The sequence below is a fragment of the Pseudomonas sp. LF020 genome (assembly GCF_053456425.1).
Window position 1 is genome coordinate 277656 of sequence record NZ_JBRFIX010000004.1, and the last position, 17184, is coordinate 294839.

The 17184-nt window shown below is 61.5% G+C and carries 14 protein-coding genes and 1 pseudogene; 12 read left to right on the top strand and 3 right to left on the bottom strand.

The features are described 5' to 3' along the window. Nucleotides 1-54 precede the first annotated feature (54 nt). Nucleotides 55-819 (bottom strand): methyl-accepting chemotaxis protein, encoded by a 765-nt coding sequence (locus ACU680_RS11845; protein WP_371260421.1) that lies wholly within the window; start codon nucleotides 817-819, stop codon nucleotides 55-57. A 93-nt stretch (nucleotides 820-912) separates the two neighbouring features. Next, nucleotides 913-1947, bottom strand: a pseudogene (locus ACU680_RS11850) (cache domain-containing sensor histidine kinase); the annotation flags it as partial. A 281-nt stretch (nucleotides 1948-2228) separates the two neighbouring features. Here ACU680_RS11850 and ACU680_RS11855 point away from each other — a divergent pair. Both ACU680_RS11855 and ACU680_RS11860 read left to right on the top strand, forming a co-directional pair. Next, nucleotides 2229-2483 carry a hypothetical protein gene (locus tag ACU680_RS11855; protein WP_367082634.1) on the top strand — a complete coding sequence of 85 codons (255 nt, stop codon included), beginning with the start codon at nucleotides 2229-2231 and terminating at the stop codon, nucleotides 2481-2483. A 31-nt stretch (nucleotides 2484-2514) separates the two neighbouring features. Beyond that, nucleotides 2515-3084 (top strand): lipocalin family protein, encoded by a 570-nt coding sequence (locus ACU680_RS11860; RefSeq protein ID WP_448179529.1) that lies wholly within the window; start codon nucleotides 2515-2517, stop codon nucleotides 3082-3084. A 90-nt stretch (nucleotides 3085-3174) separates the two neighbouring features. Here ACU680_RS11860 and ACU680_RS11865 read toward each other — a convergent pair whose 3' ends face one another. Next, nucleotides 3175-4539: a formimidoylglutamate deiminase gene (locus ACU680_RS11865; RefSeq protein ID WP_367082636.1), complete on the bottom strand. Its 1365-nt coding sequence runs from the start codon at nucleotides 4537-4539 to the stop codon at nucleotides 3175-3177. A 146-nt stretch (nucleotides 4540-4685) separates the two neighbouring features. Here ACU680_RS11865 and hutC point away from each other — a divergent pair, with 146 nt between their 5' ends. The 10 genes from hutC to hutI all read left to right on the top strand — a co-directional run bounded on the left by hutC (nucleotide 4686) and on the right by hutI (nucleotide 17178). After that, the gene (hutC, locus tag ACU680_RS11870) at nucleotides 4686-5396 is read left to right on the top strand and encodes a histidine utilization transcriptional repressor HutC (RefSeq protein ID WP_007961751.1); all 711 of its coding nucleotides are present in this window, start codon (nucleotides 4686-4688) and stop codon (nucleotides 5394-5396) included. Beyond that, a complete protein-coding gene (locus ACU680_RS11875; protein ID WP_448179530.1) occupies nucleotides 5393-5962 on the top strand; it encodes a HutD/Ves family protein in 570 nt (189 codons plus the stop codon). Before hutC ends, ACU680_RS11875 begins: the two co-directional genes overlap by 4 nt. 481 nt (nucleotides 5963-6443) lie before the next feature. After that, on the top strand, nucleotides 6444-8129 hold the full coding sequence (gene hutU / locus ACU680_RS11880) for a urocanate hydratase (protein WP_448179531.1): 1686 nt from the start codon (nucleotides 6444-6446) through the stop codon (nucleotides 8127-8129). Between the two features lie 153 nt (nucleotides 8130-8282). Next, on the top strand, nucleotides 8283-9755 hold the full coding sequence (locus ACU680_RS11885; RefSeq protein ID WP_448179532.1) for a purine-cytosine permease family protein: 1473 nt from the start codon (nucleotides 8283-8285) through the stop codon (nucleotides 9753-9755). Nucleotides 9756-9824: 69 nt separating this feature from the next. Beyond that, a complete protein-coding gene (locus tag ACU680_RS11890; protein ID WP_448179533.1) occupies nucleotides 9825-10793 on the top strand; it encodes an ABC transporter substrate-binding protein in 969 nt (322 codons plus the stop codon). A gap of 84 nt (nucleotides 10794-10877) precedes the next feature. Continuing rightward, nucleotides 10878-11729, top strand: a complete 852-nt coding sequence (locus tag ACU680_RS11895) for an ABC transporter permease (RefSeq protein WP_007949591.1) — start codon at nucleotides 10878-10880, stop codon at nucleotides 11727-11729. Then, the gene (locus tag ACU680_RS11900) at nucleotides 11726-12556 is read left to right on the top strand and encodes a quaternary amine ABC transporter ATP-binding protein (protein ID WP_047601084.1); all 831 of its coding nucleotides are present in this window, start codon (nucleotides 11726-11728) and stop codon (nucleotides 12554-12556) included. The genes ACU680_RS11895 and ACU680_RS11900 overlap by 4 nt, the downstream gene beginning before the upstream one ends. Before the next feature lie 154 nt (nucleotides 12557-12710). After that, the gene (hutH, locus tag ACU680_RS11905; RefSeq protein WP_448179534.1) at nucleotides 12711-14234 is read left to right on the top strand and encodes a histidine ammonia-lyase; all 1524 of its coding nucleotides are present in this window, start codon (nucleotides 12711-12713) and stop codon (nucleotides 14232-14234) included. Nucleotides 14235-14350: 116 nt separating this feature from the next. Continuing rightward, nucleotides 14351-15883 (top strand): histidine ammonia-lyase, encoded by a 1533-nt coding sequence (gene hutH, locus ACU680_RS11910; protein ID WP_448179535.1) that lies wholly within the window; start codon nucleotides 14351-14353, stop codon nucleotides 15881-15883. 89 nt (nucleotides 15884-15972) lie between these two features. Then, a complete protein-coding gene (gene hutI, locus ACU680_RS11915) occupies nucleotides 15973-17178 on the top strand; it encodes an imidazolonepropionase (protein WP_448179536.1) in 1206 nt (401 codons plus the stop codon). Nucleotides 17179-17184 lie beyond the last annotated feature (6 nt).

Below are 17184 nucleotides of genomic sequence, written 5' to 3' on the forward strand. Positions count from 1 at the left end.
TTCCCCCCTCGCCCCCTTGGGGGAGAGGGCTGGGGTGAGGGGTGGCTCTTGATCTTAGATCCGGAAGCTACCCACCAGTTGCTTCAATCGCGCCGCCTGCTGCTCCAGATCCGAGCACGCACGCAAGGTTGCCTGCAGGTTCTCCACACCTTCCTGGTTCAGCGTGTTGATCTCGTTGATGTCGACGTTGATCGACTCGACCACCGCGGTCTGCTCCTCGGTCGCGGTAGCCACCGACTGGTTCATCCCGTCGATCTCGCCGATGCGCTGGGTCACGCTGCCCAGACGTTCGCCGGCCTGGTTGGCGATGCCGACGCTGCTTTCGCTCTCGCGCTGGCTCTCGGTCATGATGCTCACGGCCTGACGCGCGCCGACTTGCAGTTCTTCGATCATCTTTTGCACTTGCTGCGCCGAGTCCTGGGTGCGGTGGGCGAGGTTGCGCACTTCGTCAGCGACCACGGCGAAACCACGGCCAGCCTCACCGGCGCGGGCGGCTTCGATCGCAGCGTTGAGCGCCAGCAAATTGGTCTGCTGCGAGATGCTGGTGATCACTTCCAGAATCTGCCCGATGTTCACCGTGTTGCTGTTGAGGGTTTCGATGTTGCCGCAGGAGTCGCTGATTTTTGCCGACAGCTGCTGCATGGCGTGGATGGTTTTATCCACAACCTGCTGACCATCGACCGCCAGGCTGCGCGCATCGCTGGAGTGCTGCGAGGCGAGGGCGGCGTTCTGGGCGATTTCCTGGGCGGCGGCGCCGAGCTGGTTGATCGCGGCGGCCACGCTGTTGGTGCGGCTGGCCTGCTGGTCGGAGTTGTACATCGACGAATTCGATGCGGCGACCACGCGCAGGGCGACTTCGTTGACCTGGCCGGTGGCCGAGGAGACTTCGCGGATCGAGGTGTGAATACGCTCGACGAAGCGGTTGAACGACAGGCCAAGCGCGCCGAATTCATCATGGCCGTGGATCACCAGACGCTTGGTCAGATCGCCTTCGCCCTCGGCGATGTCATGCATGGCGCGGCCCATGGTCAGCAGCGGTTGCATCAGCACGCGGATCAGCATGCCGAGCAGGGCGATGATGATTACCACGGCAATCACCATGGCGATCAGCGCCGAGGTGCGGAATTCGCTGAGCATCGAGAACGCGGTGTCCTTGTCCAGCACCAGCGCCACGTACCAGTCGGCCAATGGCACGCCGTTGACGCGGGTGAACGAGATCAGTTGGGTCTTGCCGTCGAATTCGACTTCTTTCAGGCCCGGGCTGACTTTCGGAGCGCCGTTCGGGTAGGCCTCGGCGAGAGTCTTGAGCACCAGTTTGCTGTCCGGGTGAATCAGGATTTTGCCGTCGGCACTGACGATGAACGCGTGGCCATGGCCGCCGAAGTTCAGCGAGTTGATGATCGCGCTGACGCTGGTCAGATCGATGTCGGCACCGGCCACACCAATCATCTGGCCCTGGCGCTGCACCGGGGTGGCGACGGTGATCACCAGTTTGCCCGACGATGCGGCGATGTAGGGTTCGGTGACGATAGTCTGCTGGGCGCTGTTGGCGGCCTTGTACCAGCCACGGGCGCGCGGGTCGTAGTCCGGCGCGCGGTTGCCGGCGGGCACCGAGAACATCACGCCGTCAGCACCGCCGAAATAGCTGAGCTGGAAATTGCCGGTGTAGGCGGGCAGGTCGATGATGCGTTTCAGGCTGGCCGGGGCGCTGCCGTCGGCGGCGACCTGTTGCGACAACGATTGCAGCAACTGGATACGGCTTTCCAGCCAGGTCTGGATGTTGCTGGTGGTCAGGCTGCCCAGTTCCTGCATCGACGCTTCGGTGCTGCTGCTCAGGGCTTCGCGCTGTCGATAGTCGTTGAACAAAATGAAACAGGCGAACGCAACGGCCACCACGAGGGCGGCAGCCAACAAGATCTTGTGGCTGAATTTCATGTTTCTGGTCATCGAATGAACTACCGCGAAGGGGCTGGTCGAGAAAGGGCGGCAATTTGCCACACTCGGGGGCTTTGCGCTGCTCTTATTTCGACCGCCGCGCGCCAAAGATTAGGCGTCTTTCGGGAAATGCGACGAAATGCTCAATGGCCCTACAAAGTGTCTGATTTAAAGGTAAAAGCCAGACGAGCGGGCAAATAAATAGCCCTCGTTGCACGGAACCAGATGAGGGTTTTCTCTTCTAAGCTTCTGGTTGGCACCATGCCATCCCCCCTCGTTCCAGGAGTTACTTCATGTCGCTGCGATCTATCGCCCTTCTGACTTTTTGCGTGCTGCTGACCGCGTGCAGCAAGGTCAATCAGGAAAACTATTCCAAGCTTTCGGCCGGCATGGCCAAGGCCGAAGTGGAGACGCTGCTCGGCAAACCCACCGACTGCTCGGGCGCGCTCGGCATGTCCAGTTGCACCTGGGGCGACCAGAAAAGCTTTATCAGCGTGCAGTACGCCGGTGACAAAGTGTTGATGTTTTCCGGCCAAGGCCTGAAGTAAACCGGGGCCAAGCGCCCACGGGAGAAAAATAATGAAGCGGTTATTGTTTGTTCTTTTTGCCGGCCTGGTACTGGCCGGCTGCGCCACGCATGGTGAAGATCCGCTGGCGCCCAAGACAGTTCACAGCGTCAACCTCAAGCGTTATCAGGGCACCTGGTATGAACTGGCGCGCCTGCCGATGTACTTCCAGCGCAACTGCGCGCAATCCGAAGCGCATTACTCGCTCAAGCCCGATGGTAACGTCGATGTGCTCAATCGCTGCCTGACTGCGGACTGGCAGTGGGAAGAGGTCAAGGGCACGGCTTATCCACAGGTGCCGGGCAAGACCGACAAGTTGTGGGTCGAGTTCGATACCTGGTTCTCGCGCTTGATTCCGGGTGTGGCGAAAGGCGAATACTGGGTGTTGTACGTCAGCGACGACTACAAGACCGCCATCGTCGGCGACCCGAGCCGCAAGTACATGTGGTTGCTGTCGCGCACGCCGACGGTCAATGGCGTAGTGCGCGAGGAGTTGCTGAGCAAGGCGCGTCAGCAGGGTTACGATACTACCCGGTTGATCTGGCGGGCGTCGGATCGGCAGATGGCGAAGACTTCGAATTAACAGCGAAAAGATCGCAGCCTTCGGCAGCTCCTACAGGAACCCTCACATTTCCATGTAGGAGCTGCCGCAGGCTGCGATCTTTTGCTTTTCTTAGCCCAGCAGGTCGCGCAGAACCTGGGTGAACGCCCGAGCGCTTTGCTCTTCGCCCGCATGCCGCCCATCGCGCACCACCCACTGGCCGTTGACCAGCACATCGCGCACCTGACGATCGCCACCGGCGAACAACCAGCGATTCAGAATCCCGTCGCCACTGGCGGTGGCCAGATACGGATCATTGCCATCGAGCACAATCCAGTCCGCCCGCTTGCCGACTTCCAGCGCACCAATCGGCTGTCCCAAAGCCTGGGCGCCGCCGTCCAGCGCTGCGTCATACAATGTGCGCCCGACCATCGGCTGATCCGCGCCATACAAACGGTTACGCCGCTGATCACGCAGACGCTGGCCGTATTCCAGCCAACGCAATTCCTCGACCACACTGAGCGACACATGGCTGTCGGAGCCGATGCCCATGCGCCCGCCCTGAGCGAGGAAATCCACCGCCGGGAAAATCCCGTCGCCCAGATTCGCTTCAGTGGTGAGGCACAGCCCGGCGATGGCGCGACTCTTGGCCATCAGCGTGACTTCTTCCGGGTTGGCGTGGGTCGCGTGGACCAGGCACCAGCGCTGATCGACCTCAATGTTTTCGTAGAGCCATTGCAACGGGCGGCGACCGCTCCAGCTCAGACAGTCATCGACTTCTTTCTGCTGTTCGGCGATGTGAATGTGCACCGGGCATTGTTTGTCGCTGGCGGCCAGCACTTCGCTGATCTGCTGCGGGGTGACCGCGCGCAGCGAGTGGAAGCACAGACCCAGCGATTGCGCTTTTTGCTGAGCCAGTAATGGCTGCAAGCGCGATTGCAGATTCAGGTAGTTTTCGGTGCTGTTGATGAAGCGACGCTGACCGTCGTTCGGCGTCTGGCCGCCGAAACCCGAGTGGCTGTAGAGCACCGGCAGCAGGGTCAGACCGATGCCGCTTTCGCTGGCGGCCTGACTGATGCGCAGCGCCAGCTCGGCCGGATCGGCATAAGGCTGGCCGCTGCTGTCGTGGTGCACATAGTGGAATTCAGCGACCGAGGTGTAACCGGCCTTGAGCATCTCGATGTACAGCTGGCGGGCGATAACGCCGAGTTGCTCGGGGCTGATTTTTCCGACGAGCCGATACATCAGGTCGCGCCAGGTCCAGAAACTGTCATTCGGATTGCCGGCCACTTCGGCCAGCCCGGCCATCGCACGCTGGAAGGCGTGGGAGTGCAGATTGGGCATGCCCGGCAGCAGCGGACCGCTCAGCCGTTCGGCGCCGTCTGCGGTGGAATCGGCCAGGATTTGGGTCAGCACGCCATCGGCGCTGACCTCAAGACGTACATTGTTGGCCCATCCGTTAGGCAGCAGCGCGCGTTCGGCAAAGAAAGCGGACATGGTTCAGCACCCCATCGTGTGTTATTTGTATATACATATACAGACGTTTGCCTGCCCGGTAAACTCCGGCAAGCTAGCAACCTTCATCCAATGAACAGGGATCAACCGTGCCGACTCCGCCTCCAGTCTCCCCGTTGGCCGCGAACATGGGCGACAGTCCGGCGCCCTTGTACGCCCGCGTCAAGCAGATGATCACCCAGCAGATCGACAGCGGTAACTGGCCGCCGCACTACCGCGTGCCGTCGGAAAGCGAACTGGTCAGCCAGCTCGGTTTCAGCCGCATGACCATCAACCGTGCCTTGCGCGAGATGACTGCCGACGGCTTGCTGGTGCGCATGCAAGGCGTCGGTACGTTCGTCGCCGAACCGAAAAGCCAGTCCGCGCTGTTCGAAGTGCACAACATCGCTGACGAAATCGCCTCCCGTGGCCATCGCCACACCTGCCAGGTGATCACCCTCGAAGAAGAGGCTGCCGGCTCCGAGCGCGCGCTGGCGCTGGACATGCGCGAAGGGCAGAAGGTCTTCCATTCGCTGATCGTGCATTACGAGAACGACATTCCGGTGCAGATCGAAGACCGCTTCGTTAACGCGCTGGTCGCACCGGAATACCTCAAGCAGGACTTCACCCTGCAAACGCCTTACGCCTATCTCAACCAGGTTGCGCCACTGACCGAAGGCGAGCACGTGGTCGAGGCGATCCTCGCCGAATCGTCCGAGTGCAAGTTGCTGCAGATCGAAAAAGGCGAGCCGTGCCTGCTGATCCGTCGTCGCACCTGGTCGGGGCGTCAGCCGGTGACCGCCGCACGTTTGATTCACCCAGGTTCCCGTCATCGTCTGGAAGGACGCTTTCATAAATGAGTCAGGTAAAGGTTTTACGCGCTGAAGGCTACCCGCGCATGCCGTGGAAAAACGGCGGCGGCAGCACCGAGGAAATCACCCGTGACGCCGGTGCAGGTCTGGATGGTTTTGGCTGGCGCCTGTCGATTGCCGACATTGCCGAGTCCGGTGGTTTCTCGACCTTTGCCGGTTACCAGCGGGTGATCACGGTACTGCAGGGCGACGGCATGACCTTGTGCGTCGATGGTGATGACACACGCCCATTGTTACCGCTGGATCCGTTTGCGTTCAGCGGCGAAAGCCAGGTGTCCTGCACCTTGCTCGGTGGTGCGATCCGCGACTTCAACCTGATCTACGCGCCACAGCGTTATAGCGCGCGGTTGCAGTGGCTGGATGGCGAGCAGCGGTTCTTCAGCTCGGCATCGACGGTACTGGTGTTCAGTGTCAGTGAGCTACTTGAGGCGACAGTCGCTGACAGCGTCGCGCAACTGGGGCGCCATGATTGCCTGCAACTGGACGGTAACACCGGCCTGCTTGAAGTTGCGGTGAATGCAGCGTGCTGCGTGATTGAGCTGACTGCGCACTGATCCTTCTGCTCATATAAAACACATTGTGGCGAGGGAGCTTGCTCCCGCTGGGCTGCGAAGCGGCCCCATTTCGGTAAATGCCGGAATGGGAGCCCTTCGGTCTCCAGCGGGAGCAAGCTCCCTCGCCACAATTGCATTTCTACAGGCCGTTTCCCTCGGCGCACCAACTTGTTACCGAACGCCCCAGCGTGGCGCAAAACCACGGGTTCGTAACGATCCTCCGCTACCTCAATTCCTCCCCGCAAAAATTTTTATCCACGCTGCAACCCTTGTCTCAGGCGCTCTGCAGCCCTGTCCGCCATTTTTCCTGAACGCGCCTCCAACAAGTTGGCCGCTTGATTGCATATGCTTGTATGTACAAGTAAAGACGTATGCGTATGAGTCCGCAGCGTCCACTGATTCGCTTGTCGCGCATTGAGGCGCACAGGCTGCTTGCCCACTGCCAGGGTTGGTTTGAATTGATCGCTGAGGAGTCTTTTTCGTGACTGACACAAAACCTACTAAATACCGTGACGTCGAGATCCGCGCTGCCCGCGGCAACAAGCTGACCGCCAAGAGCTGGCTGACCGAAGCGCCGCTGCGGATGCTGATGAACAACCTCGATCCGGAAGTGGCCGAGAATCCGAAAGAGCTGGTGGTCTACGGTGGCATCGGTCGCGCTGCGCGTAACTGGGAGTGCTACGACAAGATCGTCGAGAGCCTGACCAATCTGAACGACGACGAGACCCTGCTGGTGCAATCCGGCAAACCGGTCGGCGTGTTCAAGACTCACAGCAACGCCCCGCGCGTACTGATCGCCAACTCCAACCTGGTGCCGCACTGGGCGAGCTGGGAACACTTCAACGAACTCGACGCCAAAGGCCTGGCCATGTACGGCCAGATGACCGCCGGCAGCTGGATCTACATCGGCAGCCAAGGCATCGTTCAGGGCACCTACGAAACCTTCGTTGAAGCCGGTCGTCAGCACTACAACGACAACCTCAAGGGCAAGTGGGTGCTGACCGCAGGTCTGGGTGGCATGGGCGGTGCTCAGCCACTCGCTGCAACCCTGGCTGGCGCCTGCTCGCTGAACATCGAATGCCAGCAGGTGAGCATCGATTTCCGCCTGAAAAGCCGCTACGTCGACGAGCAAGCCAAAGACCTCGACGACGCCCTGGCGCGCATCGCCAAATACACCGCTGAAGGCAAGGCGATCTCGATCGCCCTGCTGGGCAACGCCGCCGAAATTCTCCCGGAACTGGTCAAGCGCGGTGTGCGCCCGGACATGGTCACCGACCAGACCAGCGCCCATGACCCACTCAACGGCTACCTGCCGGCGGGCTGGACCTGGGACGAATACCGCGCCCGCGCCAAGACCGAGCCGGCTGCCGTGATCAAGGCCGCCAAGCAGTCGATGGCCGTCCACGTCAAAGCGATGCTGGACTTCCAGAAGCAAGGCATTCCGACCTTCGACTACGGCAACAACATCCGTCAGATGGCGCAGGAAGAAGGCGTGGAAAACGCATTCGACTTCCCAGGCTTTGTACCTGCCTACATCCGCCCACTGTTCTGCCGTGGCATCGGCCCGTTCCGCTGGGCGGCGCTGTCGGGTGATCCGCAGGACATCTACAAGACCGACGCCAAAGTCAAAGAACTGATCCCCGACGACGCGCACCTGCACAACTGGCTGGACATGGCCCGCGAGCGCATCAGCTTCCAGGGTCTGCCGGCACGTATCTGCTGGGTCGGCCTGGGCCTGCGCGCCAAGCTCGGTCTGGCGTTCAACGAAATGGTGCGCAGCGGCGAGCTGTCGGCACCGATCGTGATCGGTCGCGACCATCTCGACTCCGGCTCGGTGGCCAGCCCGAACCGCGAAACCGAATCGATGCAGGACGGTTCCGACGCCGTGTCCGACTGGCCACTGCTCAACGCTCTGCTGAACACCGCGAGCGGCGCGACCTGGGTTTCCCTGCACCACGGTGGTGGCGTGGGCATGGGCTTCTCACAGCACTCGGGCATGGTGATTGTCTGCGACGGCACTGACGAAGCGGCCGAGCGTATTGCGCGCGTGCTGCACAACGACCCGGCGACCGGTGTCATGCGTCACGCCGATGCCGGTTACCCGATCGCCATCGACTGCGCGAAGGAGCAGGGTCTGAACCTGCCGATGATTACCGGCGGCAAGTAACACAGATTCCTGTGGGAGCTGGCTTGCCAGCGATAGCGGTGGCACTGCCGGAATTGATGTTGAAGGTGCCGACGTCATCGCTGGCAAGCCAGCTCCCACAAGGGTTCGAGTAGGCTCGAGAGAACAATTAAAACAATCCACAGAGGTTGAATCATGGCTGTAACCCCCGATCGTGCAGGCAACAAACCGTTGATCGAAAGGCGTTCGATCGACTACATCCCGGAAGCGGAAAGACACGGTCGTCTGTTGAGCCAGTTCACCCTGTGGATGGGTGCGAATCTGCAAATCACTGCGATTGTCACCGGGGCTCTGGCCGTGGTGCTGGGCGGGGATGTGTTCTGGTCGTTGATCGGTCTGTTGATCGGTCAACTGCTGGGCGGCGGCGTGATGGCGCTGCACGCGGCGCAAGGGCCGAAGCTGGGTCTGCCGCAGATGATTTCCAGCCGCGTGCAATTTGGTGTGTATGGCGCGGCGATTCCGATCGTGCTGGTGTGCCTGATGTACCTGGGCTTCACCGCCACCGGTACGGTGCTGTCCGGCCAGGCGCTGGGCCAGTTGTTTGGCGTCAGCGACACCGTCGGCATCCTGCTGTTCGCCAGTGTCATCGTGGTGGTCACCGTGCTCGGTTATCGGGTGATCCACTGGATCGGCCGGATTGCCAGCGTGATTGGCGTGATTGCTTTCGTGTATCTGTTCAGCCGTCTGCTGAGCCAGGTGGACGTGGGCGCACTGTTGCAGATCCGTCACTTCAGCTGGAGCAGCTTCCTGCTGGCGGTGTCGCTCGCGGCCTCCTGGCAGATCGCGTTCGGCCCTTATGTGGCGGATTATTCGCGTTACCTGCCGAGCAAGGTTTCCTCGGTGAAAACCTTCTTTGCCGCTGGCGCAGGTTCGGTCATCGGCGCGCAGGTGGCGATGGTCCTCGGCGTGTTCGCGGCAGCTTCGGCCAACGGCCAGTTTGCCGGTCACGAAGTGGCCTACATCGTCGGACTGGGCGGCACCGGTGCCACGGCGGCGCTGCTGTACTTCAGCATCGCGTTCGGCAAGGTGACCATCTCGACACTGAACTCCTACGGCAGCTTCATGTGCATCGCCACCATCATCAGCGGCTTCCGTGGGCATCTGACGGTCTCGCGCCTGCAGCGTCTGGTGTTCGTGCTGGTGATCGTCGGTGCAGCCACCCTGATCGCCTTGCTCGGTCAGCACTCGTTCCTCGGTGCGTTCAAGTCGTTCATCCTGTTCCTGCTGGCGTTCTTCACGCCATGGAGCGCGATCAACCTGGTCGACTACTACTGCATCACCCGCGAGCGCTACGACGTGCCGGCGCTGGCCGATCCGAACGGTCGCTACGGGCGCTGGAACCTGCTCGGGATCAGCGTCTATGTGTTCGGCGTGCTGGTGCAACTGCCGTTCATCTCCACCAAGTTCTACACCGGCCCGCTGGTGGCCGCCCTCGGTGACGTGGATATCTCCTGGATCATCGGTCTGGTGCTGCCGGCCGCGCTGTATTACCTGTGCGCGAAAAAATGGCACGGCTCGGTGCCCGATCACCTGATTCTGCCGATCGAGCAGAACAGCGTTGTACCACCTGAAAAAAGTGGGGCCGGGCGCGCTGCGGCGCAGGCCTGATTGGACGTGGACAGGGCTGGATGCCTCTTGACTGCCGTAAGCCAATTCATGATTAGGAGCGTCGCAACAATGAAATCGAACAAGACCCTGCTCACCACACTGTTGTCCATGGGCCTGCTGGCCAGTGCCGGCACCACCCAGGCGGCCGGCTGGTGCGAGTCCGGTAAACCGGTGAAATTCGCCGGTCTGAACTGGGAAAGCGGCATGCTGCTGACCGACGTGCTGCAAGTGGTGCTGGAGAAAGGTTACGACTGCAAGACCGACAGTTTGCCGGGCAACTCCATCACCATGGAAAACGCCCTGAGCAGCAACGACATTCAAGTGTTCGCCGAAGAATGGGTCGGCCGCAGCGAGGTCTGGAACAAGGCCGAGAAGGCCGGCAAAGTCGTCGGTGTCGGCGCCCCGATCGTCGGCGCAATCGAAGGCTGGTACGTGCCGCGCTACGTGATCGAAGGCGACGCCAAACGCAAGATCGAAGCAAAAGCCCCGGACCTGAAAAACATCGCCGATCTGGGCAAGTACGCGGCTGTTTTCAAAGACGCCGAAGAGCCGTCCAAGGGCCGTTTCTACAACTGCCCGGCGGGCTGGACCTGCGAGCTGGACAACAGCGAAATGCTCAAGAGCTACGGCCTGGAAAACACCTACACCAACTTCCGCCCGGGCACAGGACCTGCGCTGGATGCGGCGGTGCTGTCGAGCTACAAGCGTGGCGAGCCGATCCTGTTTTACTACTGGTCGCCAACCCCGCTGATGGGCCAGATCGACGCGGTCAAGCTTGAAGAAAAACCGGGCGTCGACAAGAGCGTGAGCATCAAGGTCGGCTTGTCGAAAACCTTCCATGAGCAGGCGCCCGAACTGGTGGCCGTGTTGGAAAAGGTCAACCTGCCGATCGACCTGCTGAACCAGAACCTGGGACGCATGGCGAAGGAACGTATCGAGTCGCCAAAACTGGCGAAAATCTTCCTCAAGGAACATCCTGAGGTCTGGCATGCGTGGGTCAGTGACGACGCAGCCAAGAAAATCGACGCGGCGCTGTAGGTCGATACCTCCCGGTCAACCGTGAGGCTGGCCGGGAGATATGCCGTAAATCGCTTGATTGAGATTTCTGATTGAGAGCCGCTTATGTTTCCCGAAAGCTTTACCTTTTCCATCGCCGACTGGGTCAACGGTTGGGTCGATTCGCTGGTTACCAACTACGGTGATGTGTTCCGCCACATCTCCGACACCCTGCTGTGGGCCATCGTCAATCTCGAAGGCCTGCTGCGTGCGGCGCCGTGGTGGCTGATGCTGGCGATCGTCGGCGTCGTCGCCTGGCACGCCACGCGCAAAGTCGTGACCACCGCCGTCATTGTCGGTCTGCTGTTCCTGGTGGGCGCTGTCGGCCTGTGGGACAAGCTCATGCAGACCCTGGCGCTGATGATGGTCGCGACGATCATTTCGGTGCTGATCGGCATTCCGCTGGGGATCCTCTCGGCGCGCAGCAATCGCCTGCGTTCGGTGCTGATGCCGCTGCTCGACATCATGCAGACCATGCCCAGCTTCGTGTACCTGATCCCGGTGCTGATGCTGTTCGGTCTGGGCAAGGTCCCGGCGATTTTCGCCACGGTGATCTACGCCGCGCCGCCGTTGATCCGCCTCACCGATCTGGGCATCCGCCAGGTCGACGGGGAAGTCATGGAAGCGATCAACGCTTTCGGTGCCAACCGCTGGCAGCAACTGTTCGGCGTGCAACTGCCGCTGGCCCTGCCGAGCATCATGGCCGGGATCAACCAGACCACCATGATGGCCCTGTCGATGGTGGTGATCGCCTCGATGATCGGCGCCCGTGGTCTGGGTGAAGACGTGTTGGTGGGGATTCAAACCCTCAACGTCGGACGCGGCCTCGAAGCCGGTCTGGCGATCGTGATTCTCGCAGTGGTCATCGACCGCATTACTCAGGCGTACGGTCGGCCACGGCATGAGGTGAGCAAATGAACAACGCAACCGTGAGCAAGATCGAAGTCAAAAACGTCTTCAAGATTTTCGGCAACCGCGCCAAGGACGCACTGGCGATGGTCGGCCAGGGCAAGACCAAGGATCAGGTGCTGAACGAAACCGGTTGCGTGGTCGGGGTCAACGACCTGTCGCTGAGCATCGGCACCGGTGAGATCTTCGTGATCATGGGCTTGTCCGGATCCGGCAAATCGACCCTGGTGCGCCACTTCAATCGTTTGATCGACCCCACCAGCGGCGCGATCCTGGTCGACGGCGTGGACATCCTGCAATACGACATGGAAGCGCTGCGCGAATTTCGCCGGCACAAGATCAGCATGGTGTTCCAGAGCTTCGGCCTGCTGCCGCACAAGACCGTGATCGAGAACGTCGCCTACGGCCTGAAAGTGCGCGGCGAAAGCAAACAGCTGTGCGCCGAACGTGCGCTGCACTGGATCAACACCGTGGGCCTCAAGGGCTACGAAAACAAATACCCGCACCAGCTCTCTGGCGGCATGCGTCAGCGCGTGGGCCTGGCCCGCGCCTTGGCGGCCGACACCGACATCATCCTGATGGACGAAGCGTTCAGTGCGCTGGACCCACTGATCCGCGCCGAGATGCAGGACCAGTTGCTGGAGCTGCAAAAGACCCTGCACAAGACCATCGTCTTCATCACCCACGACCTCGACGAGGCCGTGCGCATCGGCAACCGCATCGCGATCCTCAAGGATGGGCGCCTGATTCAGGTCGGCACGCCAAGAGAGATCCTGCATTCGCCGGCGGATGAGTATGTTGACCGGTTCGTGCAGCGGCGGGCGGCGGTGGTTTAGTGGACTAAGGGCGAGACTGCTTTTGTGGCGAGGGAGCTTGCACCCGCTCGAGCGCGCAGCGGTCGCAAAAATTTTGGGCCTGCTTCGCAGTCCAGCGGGAGCAAGCTCCCTCGCCACAGGTTGGTGTATCAACAGAATTGGCATGAGGTTTTAGATGTCCCAGGCTGAAAAAATCATCATCACCGGCAACCCCCTGCGTTGGCAGGACGTGGTCGCCGTCGCCCGTCACGGCGCAAAACTTGAGCTGTCGAGCGAGACCTGGGCGCGCATCGAAAACGCTCAGGGTATCGTCCAGCGCATCGTCGAAAGCGGCGAGCGTGCCTATGGCGTCAACACCGGTCTGGGTGGTCTGTCCAACGTCTCGCTGGAGGACGAGCAACTCAGTCAGCTCTCGCGCAACACCTTGCTCAGCCACGCCTGTGGCGTCGGTCCGGTGCTGCCCGATGAGCAGACCCGCGCGATCATCTGCGCGGCGATTCACAACTACAGCCACGGCAAATCCGGCATTCATCGCCGCGTGGTCGAAGCGCTGCTGGCGCTGCTCAATCGTGGCATCACCCCGCAGGTTCCATCGCAAGGTTCGGTCGGTTACCTGACGCACATGGCGCACATCGGCATCGCGCTGCTGGGCGTGGGCAATGTCAGCTATCGCGGGCAGATTATCTCGGCGCAACAGGCGCTGGCCGAAGAAGGTTTGCAGCCGGTGCAATTGGGTGCGAAGGACGGTTTGTGTCTGGTCAACGGTACGCCGTGCATGACCGGCCTCAGCTGCCTGGCGATTGCCGACGCGACACGTCTGGTGCAATGGGCCGATGTGATCGGCGCGATGAGCTTCGAAGCCCAGCGCGGCCAGATTGCCGCGTTCGACGCCGAGATCATCGCGCTCAAGCCGCACCCGGGCATGCAACAGGTCGGGAGCAATCTGCGCGCCTTGCTCGATGGCAGTGAAGTGATCGCGACCAGCAAAGGCATTCGCACTCAGGATGCGCTGAGCATCCGTTCGATCCCGCAGGTGCACGGCGCGGCGCGCGATCAACTGGACCACGCGATCAAACAAGTGGAAGCCGAACTCAACGGCTGCACCGACAACCCGTTGCTGCTCGGCACGCCGGAGAATTTCCGGGTGATGTCGCAAGCCAACCCGCACGGCCAGTCGGTGGCGATGGCGGCGGATCTGCTGGCGATTGCCATGGCTGAAATAGGCTCGATTGCCGAGCGCCGCCTCGATCGTCTGGTCAACCCGCACGTCAGCGGTCTGCCGGCGTTTCTGGTGGCCAACCCGGGGGTGAACTCCGGGATGATGATCGTGCAATACGTCGCCGCTTCGCTGTGTGCCGAGAACCGCCAATTGGCGCAACCGGCAGTGCTCGACAACTACGTCACCTCGGGCCTGCAGGAAGACCATCTGAGCATGGGCACCAGCGCCGCGCTGAAGCTGCACCGTGCTCTGGAAAACTGCACGCAGATTCTCGCCATCGAGTACCTGCTGGCGGCGCAGGCCTTTGAATTCCTCAAGGAGCAACGCTTTGGCGCGGGCACTGACCGGGCGTGGCGCCTGCTGCGGGAAACCGTCCCGGCCTACGATCAGGATCGCTGGCTGGCGCCGGATATCGCTGCCGCCGCGAACGTTTTGAAAGACCCGAATTCGCTGCACAACGTATTACCGAATCTGCACTGACAACTACCCATACCAGCGTGCCAAGGCGCGGATCGTCCACAAGACGAGAAACGACGGATAACGGAATGCTCCGGAGCGACTGGTAGTTAATAACAATGTTCAAAAGGAGCATTTTAATGACTGCGCTGAACCTGATTCCCGGCCAACTGAGCCTGGCCCAACTGCGTGACGTCTATCAGCAACCGGTCAAGCTGACCCTCGACAGCAGCGCTGCGGCGCAGATTGAGGCCAGCGTCGCCTGCGTCGAGCAGATCCTCGCCGAGAACCGTACTGCCTACGGCATCAACACCGGTTTCGGCCTGCTGGCTTCGACCCGGATCGCCAGCGAAGACTTGGAAAACCTGCAGCGTTCGCTGGTGCTGTCGCACGCCGCCGGTGTCGGCCAGCCGATCAGCGATGAGCTGGTGCGCCTGATCATGGTGCTCAAGGTCAACAGCCTCAGCCGTGGTTTTTCCGGGATCCGCCGCGTGGTGATCGATGCGCTGATCGCGCTGATCAACGCCGAGGTGTATCCGCACATTCCGCTCAAAGGTTCGGTGGGCGCTTCTGGCGATCTGGCACCGCTGGCGCACATGTCGCTGGTGCTGCTGGGTGAAGGCAAGGCGCGCTACAAGGGTGAATGGATGGAGGCGACCGAAGCGCTGAAAGTCGCCGGTCTGACCCCGCTGACCCTGGCGGCGAAAGAAGGTCTGGCGTTGCTCAACGGCACTCAGGTGTCCACTGCATTCGCCCTGCGCGGTCTGTTTGAAGGTGAAGACCTGTTTGCCGGTGCACTGACCGTTGGCGGGCTTACGGTGGAAGCGGTACTCGGTTCGCGCTCGCCGTTTGACGCGCGCATCCACGCGGCCCGTGGTCAGCAAGGCCAGATCGACGCGGCCATGGCTTACCGCGCTCTGCTCGGCGAGCGCAGCGAAGTGTCCGATTCGCACCAGAACTGCGAAAAGGTTCAGGACCCGTACTCCTTGCGTTGCCAGCCACAAGTCATGGGCGCCTGCCTGACCCAGTTCCGTCAGGCCGCCGAGGTACTGGTGGTCGAAGCCAACGCCGTCTCCGACAACCCGTTGGTATTCGCCGCTGAAGGCGATGTGATTTCCGGTGGCAACTTCCACGCCGAACCGGTGGCCATGGCCGCCGACAACATGGCCCTGGCCATCGCTGAAATCGGCTCGCTGAGCGAGCGCCGCATCTCGCTGATGATGGACAAGCACATGTCGCAACTGCCGCCGTTCCTGGTGGCCAATGGCGGTGTGAACTCCGGCTTCATGATCGCTCAGGTGACCGCCGCTGCATTGGCCAGCGAGAACAAGGCGCTGTCGCATCCACATTCGGTCGACAGTCTGCCGACTTCGGCTAACCAGGAAGACCACGTGTCGATGGCTCCGGCCGCCGGCAAGCGCCTGTGGGAAATGGCCGAGAACACCCGCGGGATTCTCGCGGTGGAATGGCTGGCGGCGGTGCAGGGGCTGGACCTGCGTAACGGTCTGAAGACCTCGGCCAAGCTGGAACAGGCGCGGGCGATTCTGCGCCGCGAAGTGCCGTTCTATGAGAAGGACCGCTTCTTTGCGCCAGACATCAATGCGGCGACTGAGCTGTTGGCTTCGCGGTGTTTGACTGAGCTGGTTCCAGCCAAGCTGCTGCCGAGCCTGTAAGGGCCTCATCGCTGGCAAGCCAGCTCCCACAAATACCTGTGGGAGCTGGCTTGCCAGCGATACGATTTTGAACAAGACGAGGACTTGGGATGAAAACCCTCTGGCAACACTGCCACGTCGCAACCATGGCGCAGGGCGTGTACTCGATCATCGAGGATGCGGCCATCGTGACGTCCGGTGCGCACATCGAGTGGATCGGTCCGCGCAATCTGCTGCCGTCCGGCGAATACCCGGCGGTCAACGATCTGCAAGGCGCATGGGTGACCCCCGGCCTGATCGACTGCCACACCCACACGGTGTTCGGCGGCAACCGCAGCGGCGAATTCGAAAAGCGTCTGCAAGGCGTCAGCTATGCTGAGATCGCGGCGCAGGGCGGCGGCATTGCCAGCACCGTGCGCGCCACCCGTGAAGCGAGCGAAGACGAGCTGTTCGCCAGCGCCGCCAAGCGTCTGAAAAGCCTGATGCGCGACGGCGTGACCACGGTCGAGATGAAGTCTGGCTACGGTCTCGATCTGGCCAGCGAACGCAAGATCCTGCGGGTCATTCGTCGCCTGGAAAAAGAGCTGCCGATCAGCGTGCGCAGTACCTGTCTGGCCGCGCACGCGCTGCCGCCGGAATACAAGGATCGCGCTGACGACTACATCGAGCACATCTGCGCCGAGATGCTTCCGGCATTGGCCGCCGAAGGGCTGGTCGACGCGGTGGATGCGTTCTGCGAGTATCTGGCGTTCTCGCCGGAGCAGGTCGAGCGGGTGTTCATCACCGCACAGAAACTCGGTCTGCCGGTGAAGCTGCACGCCGAGCAATTGTCATCGCTGCACGGCTCCAGTCTGGCCGCGCGGTATCACGCGTTGTCTGCCGATCATCTGGAGTTCATGGACGAAGACGACGCCATCGCCATGGCCAAGTCCGACACCGTCGCCGTGCTGCTGCCGGGGGCGTTCTACTTTCTGCGCGAAACCCAGTTACCGCCGATGGACGCCTTGCGCAAGCACAAGGTCAAGATCGCCATCGCCAGTGACCTCAACCCCGGCACCTCACCGGCGCTGTCGTTGCGCCTGATGCTCAACATGGCCTGCACCTGCTTCCGCATGACCCCGGAAGAAGCCCTGGCCGGTGCGACCATCCACGCTGCGCAAGCGCTGGGCATGGCCGACACCCATGGCTCGCTGGAAGTCGGCAAGGTCGCGGATTTCGTCGCCTGGCACATCGATCGTCCGGCGGACCTGGCCTATTGGCTCGGCGGTGATCTGGACAAACGCGTCGTGCGTCACGGCGTCGAATCAAGTCTGTAGGAGAGC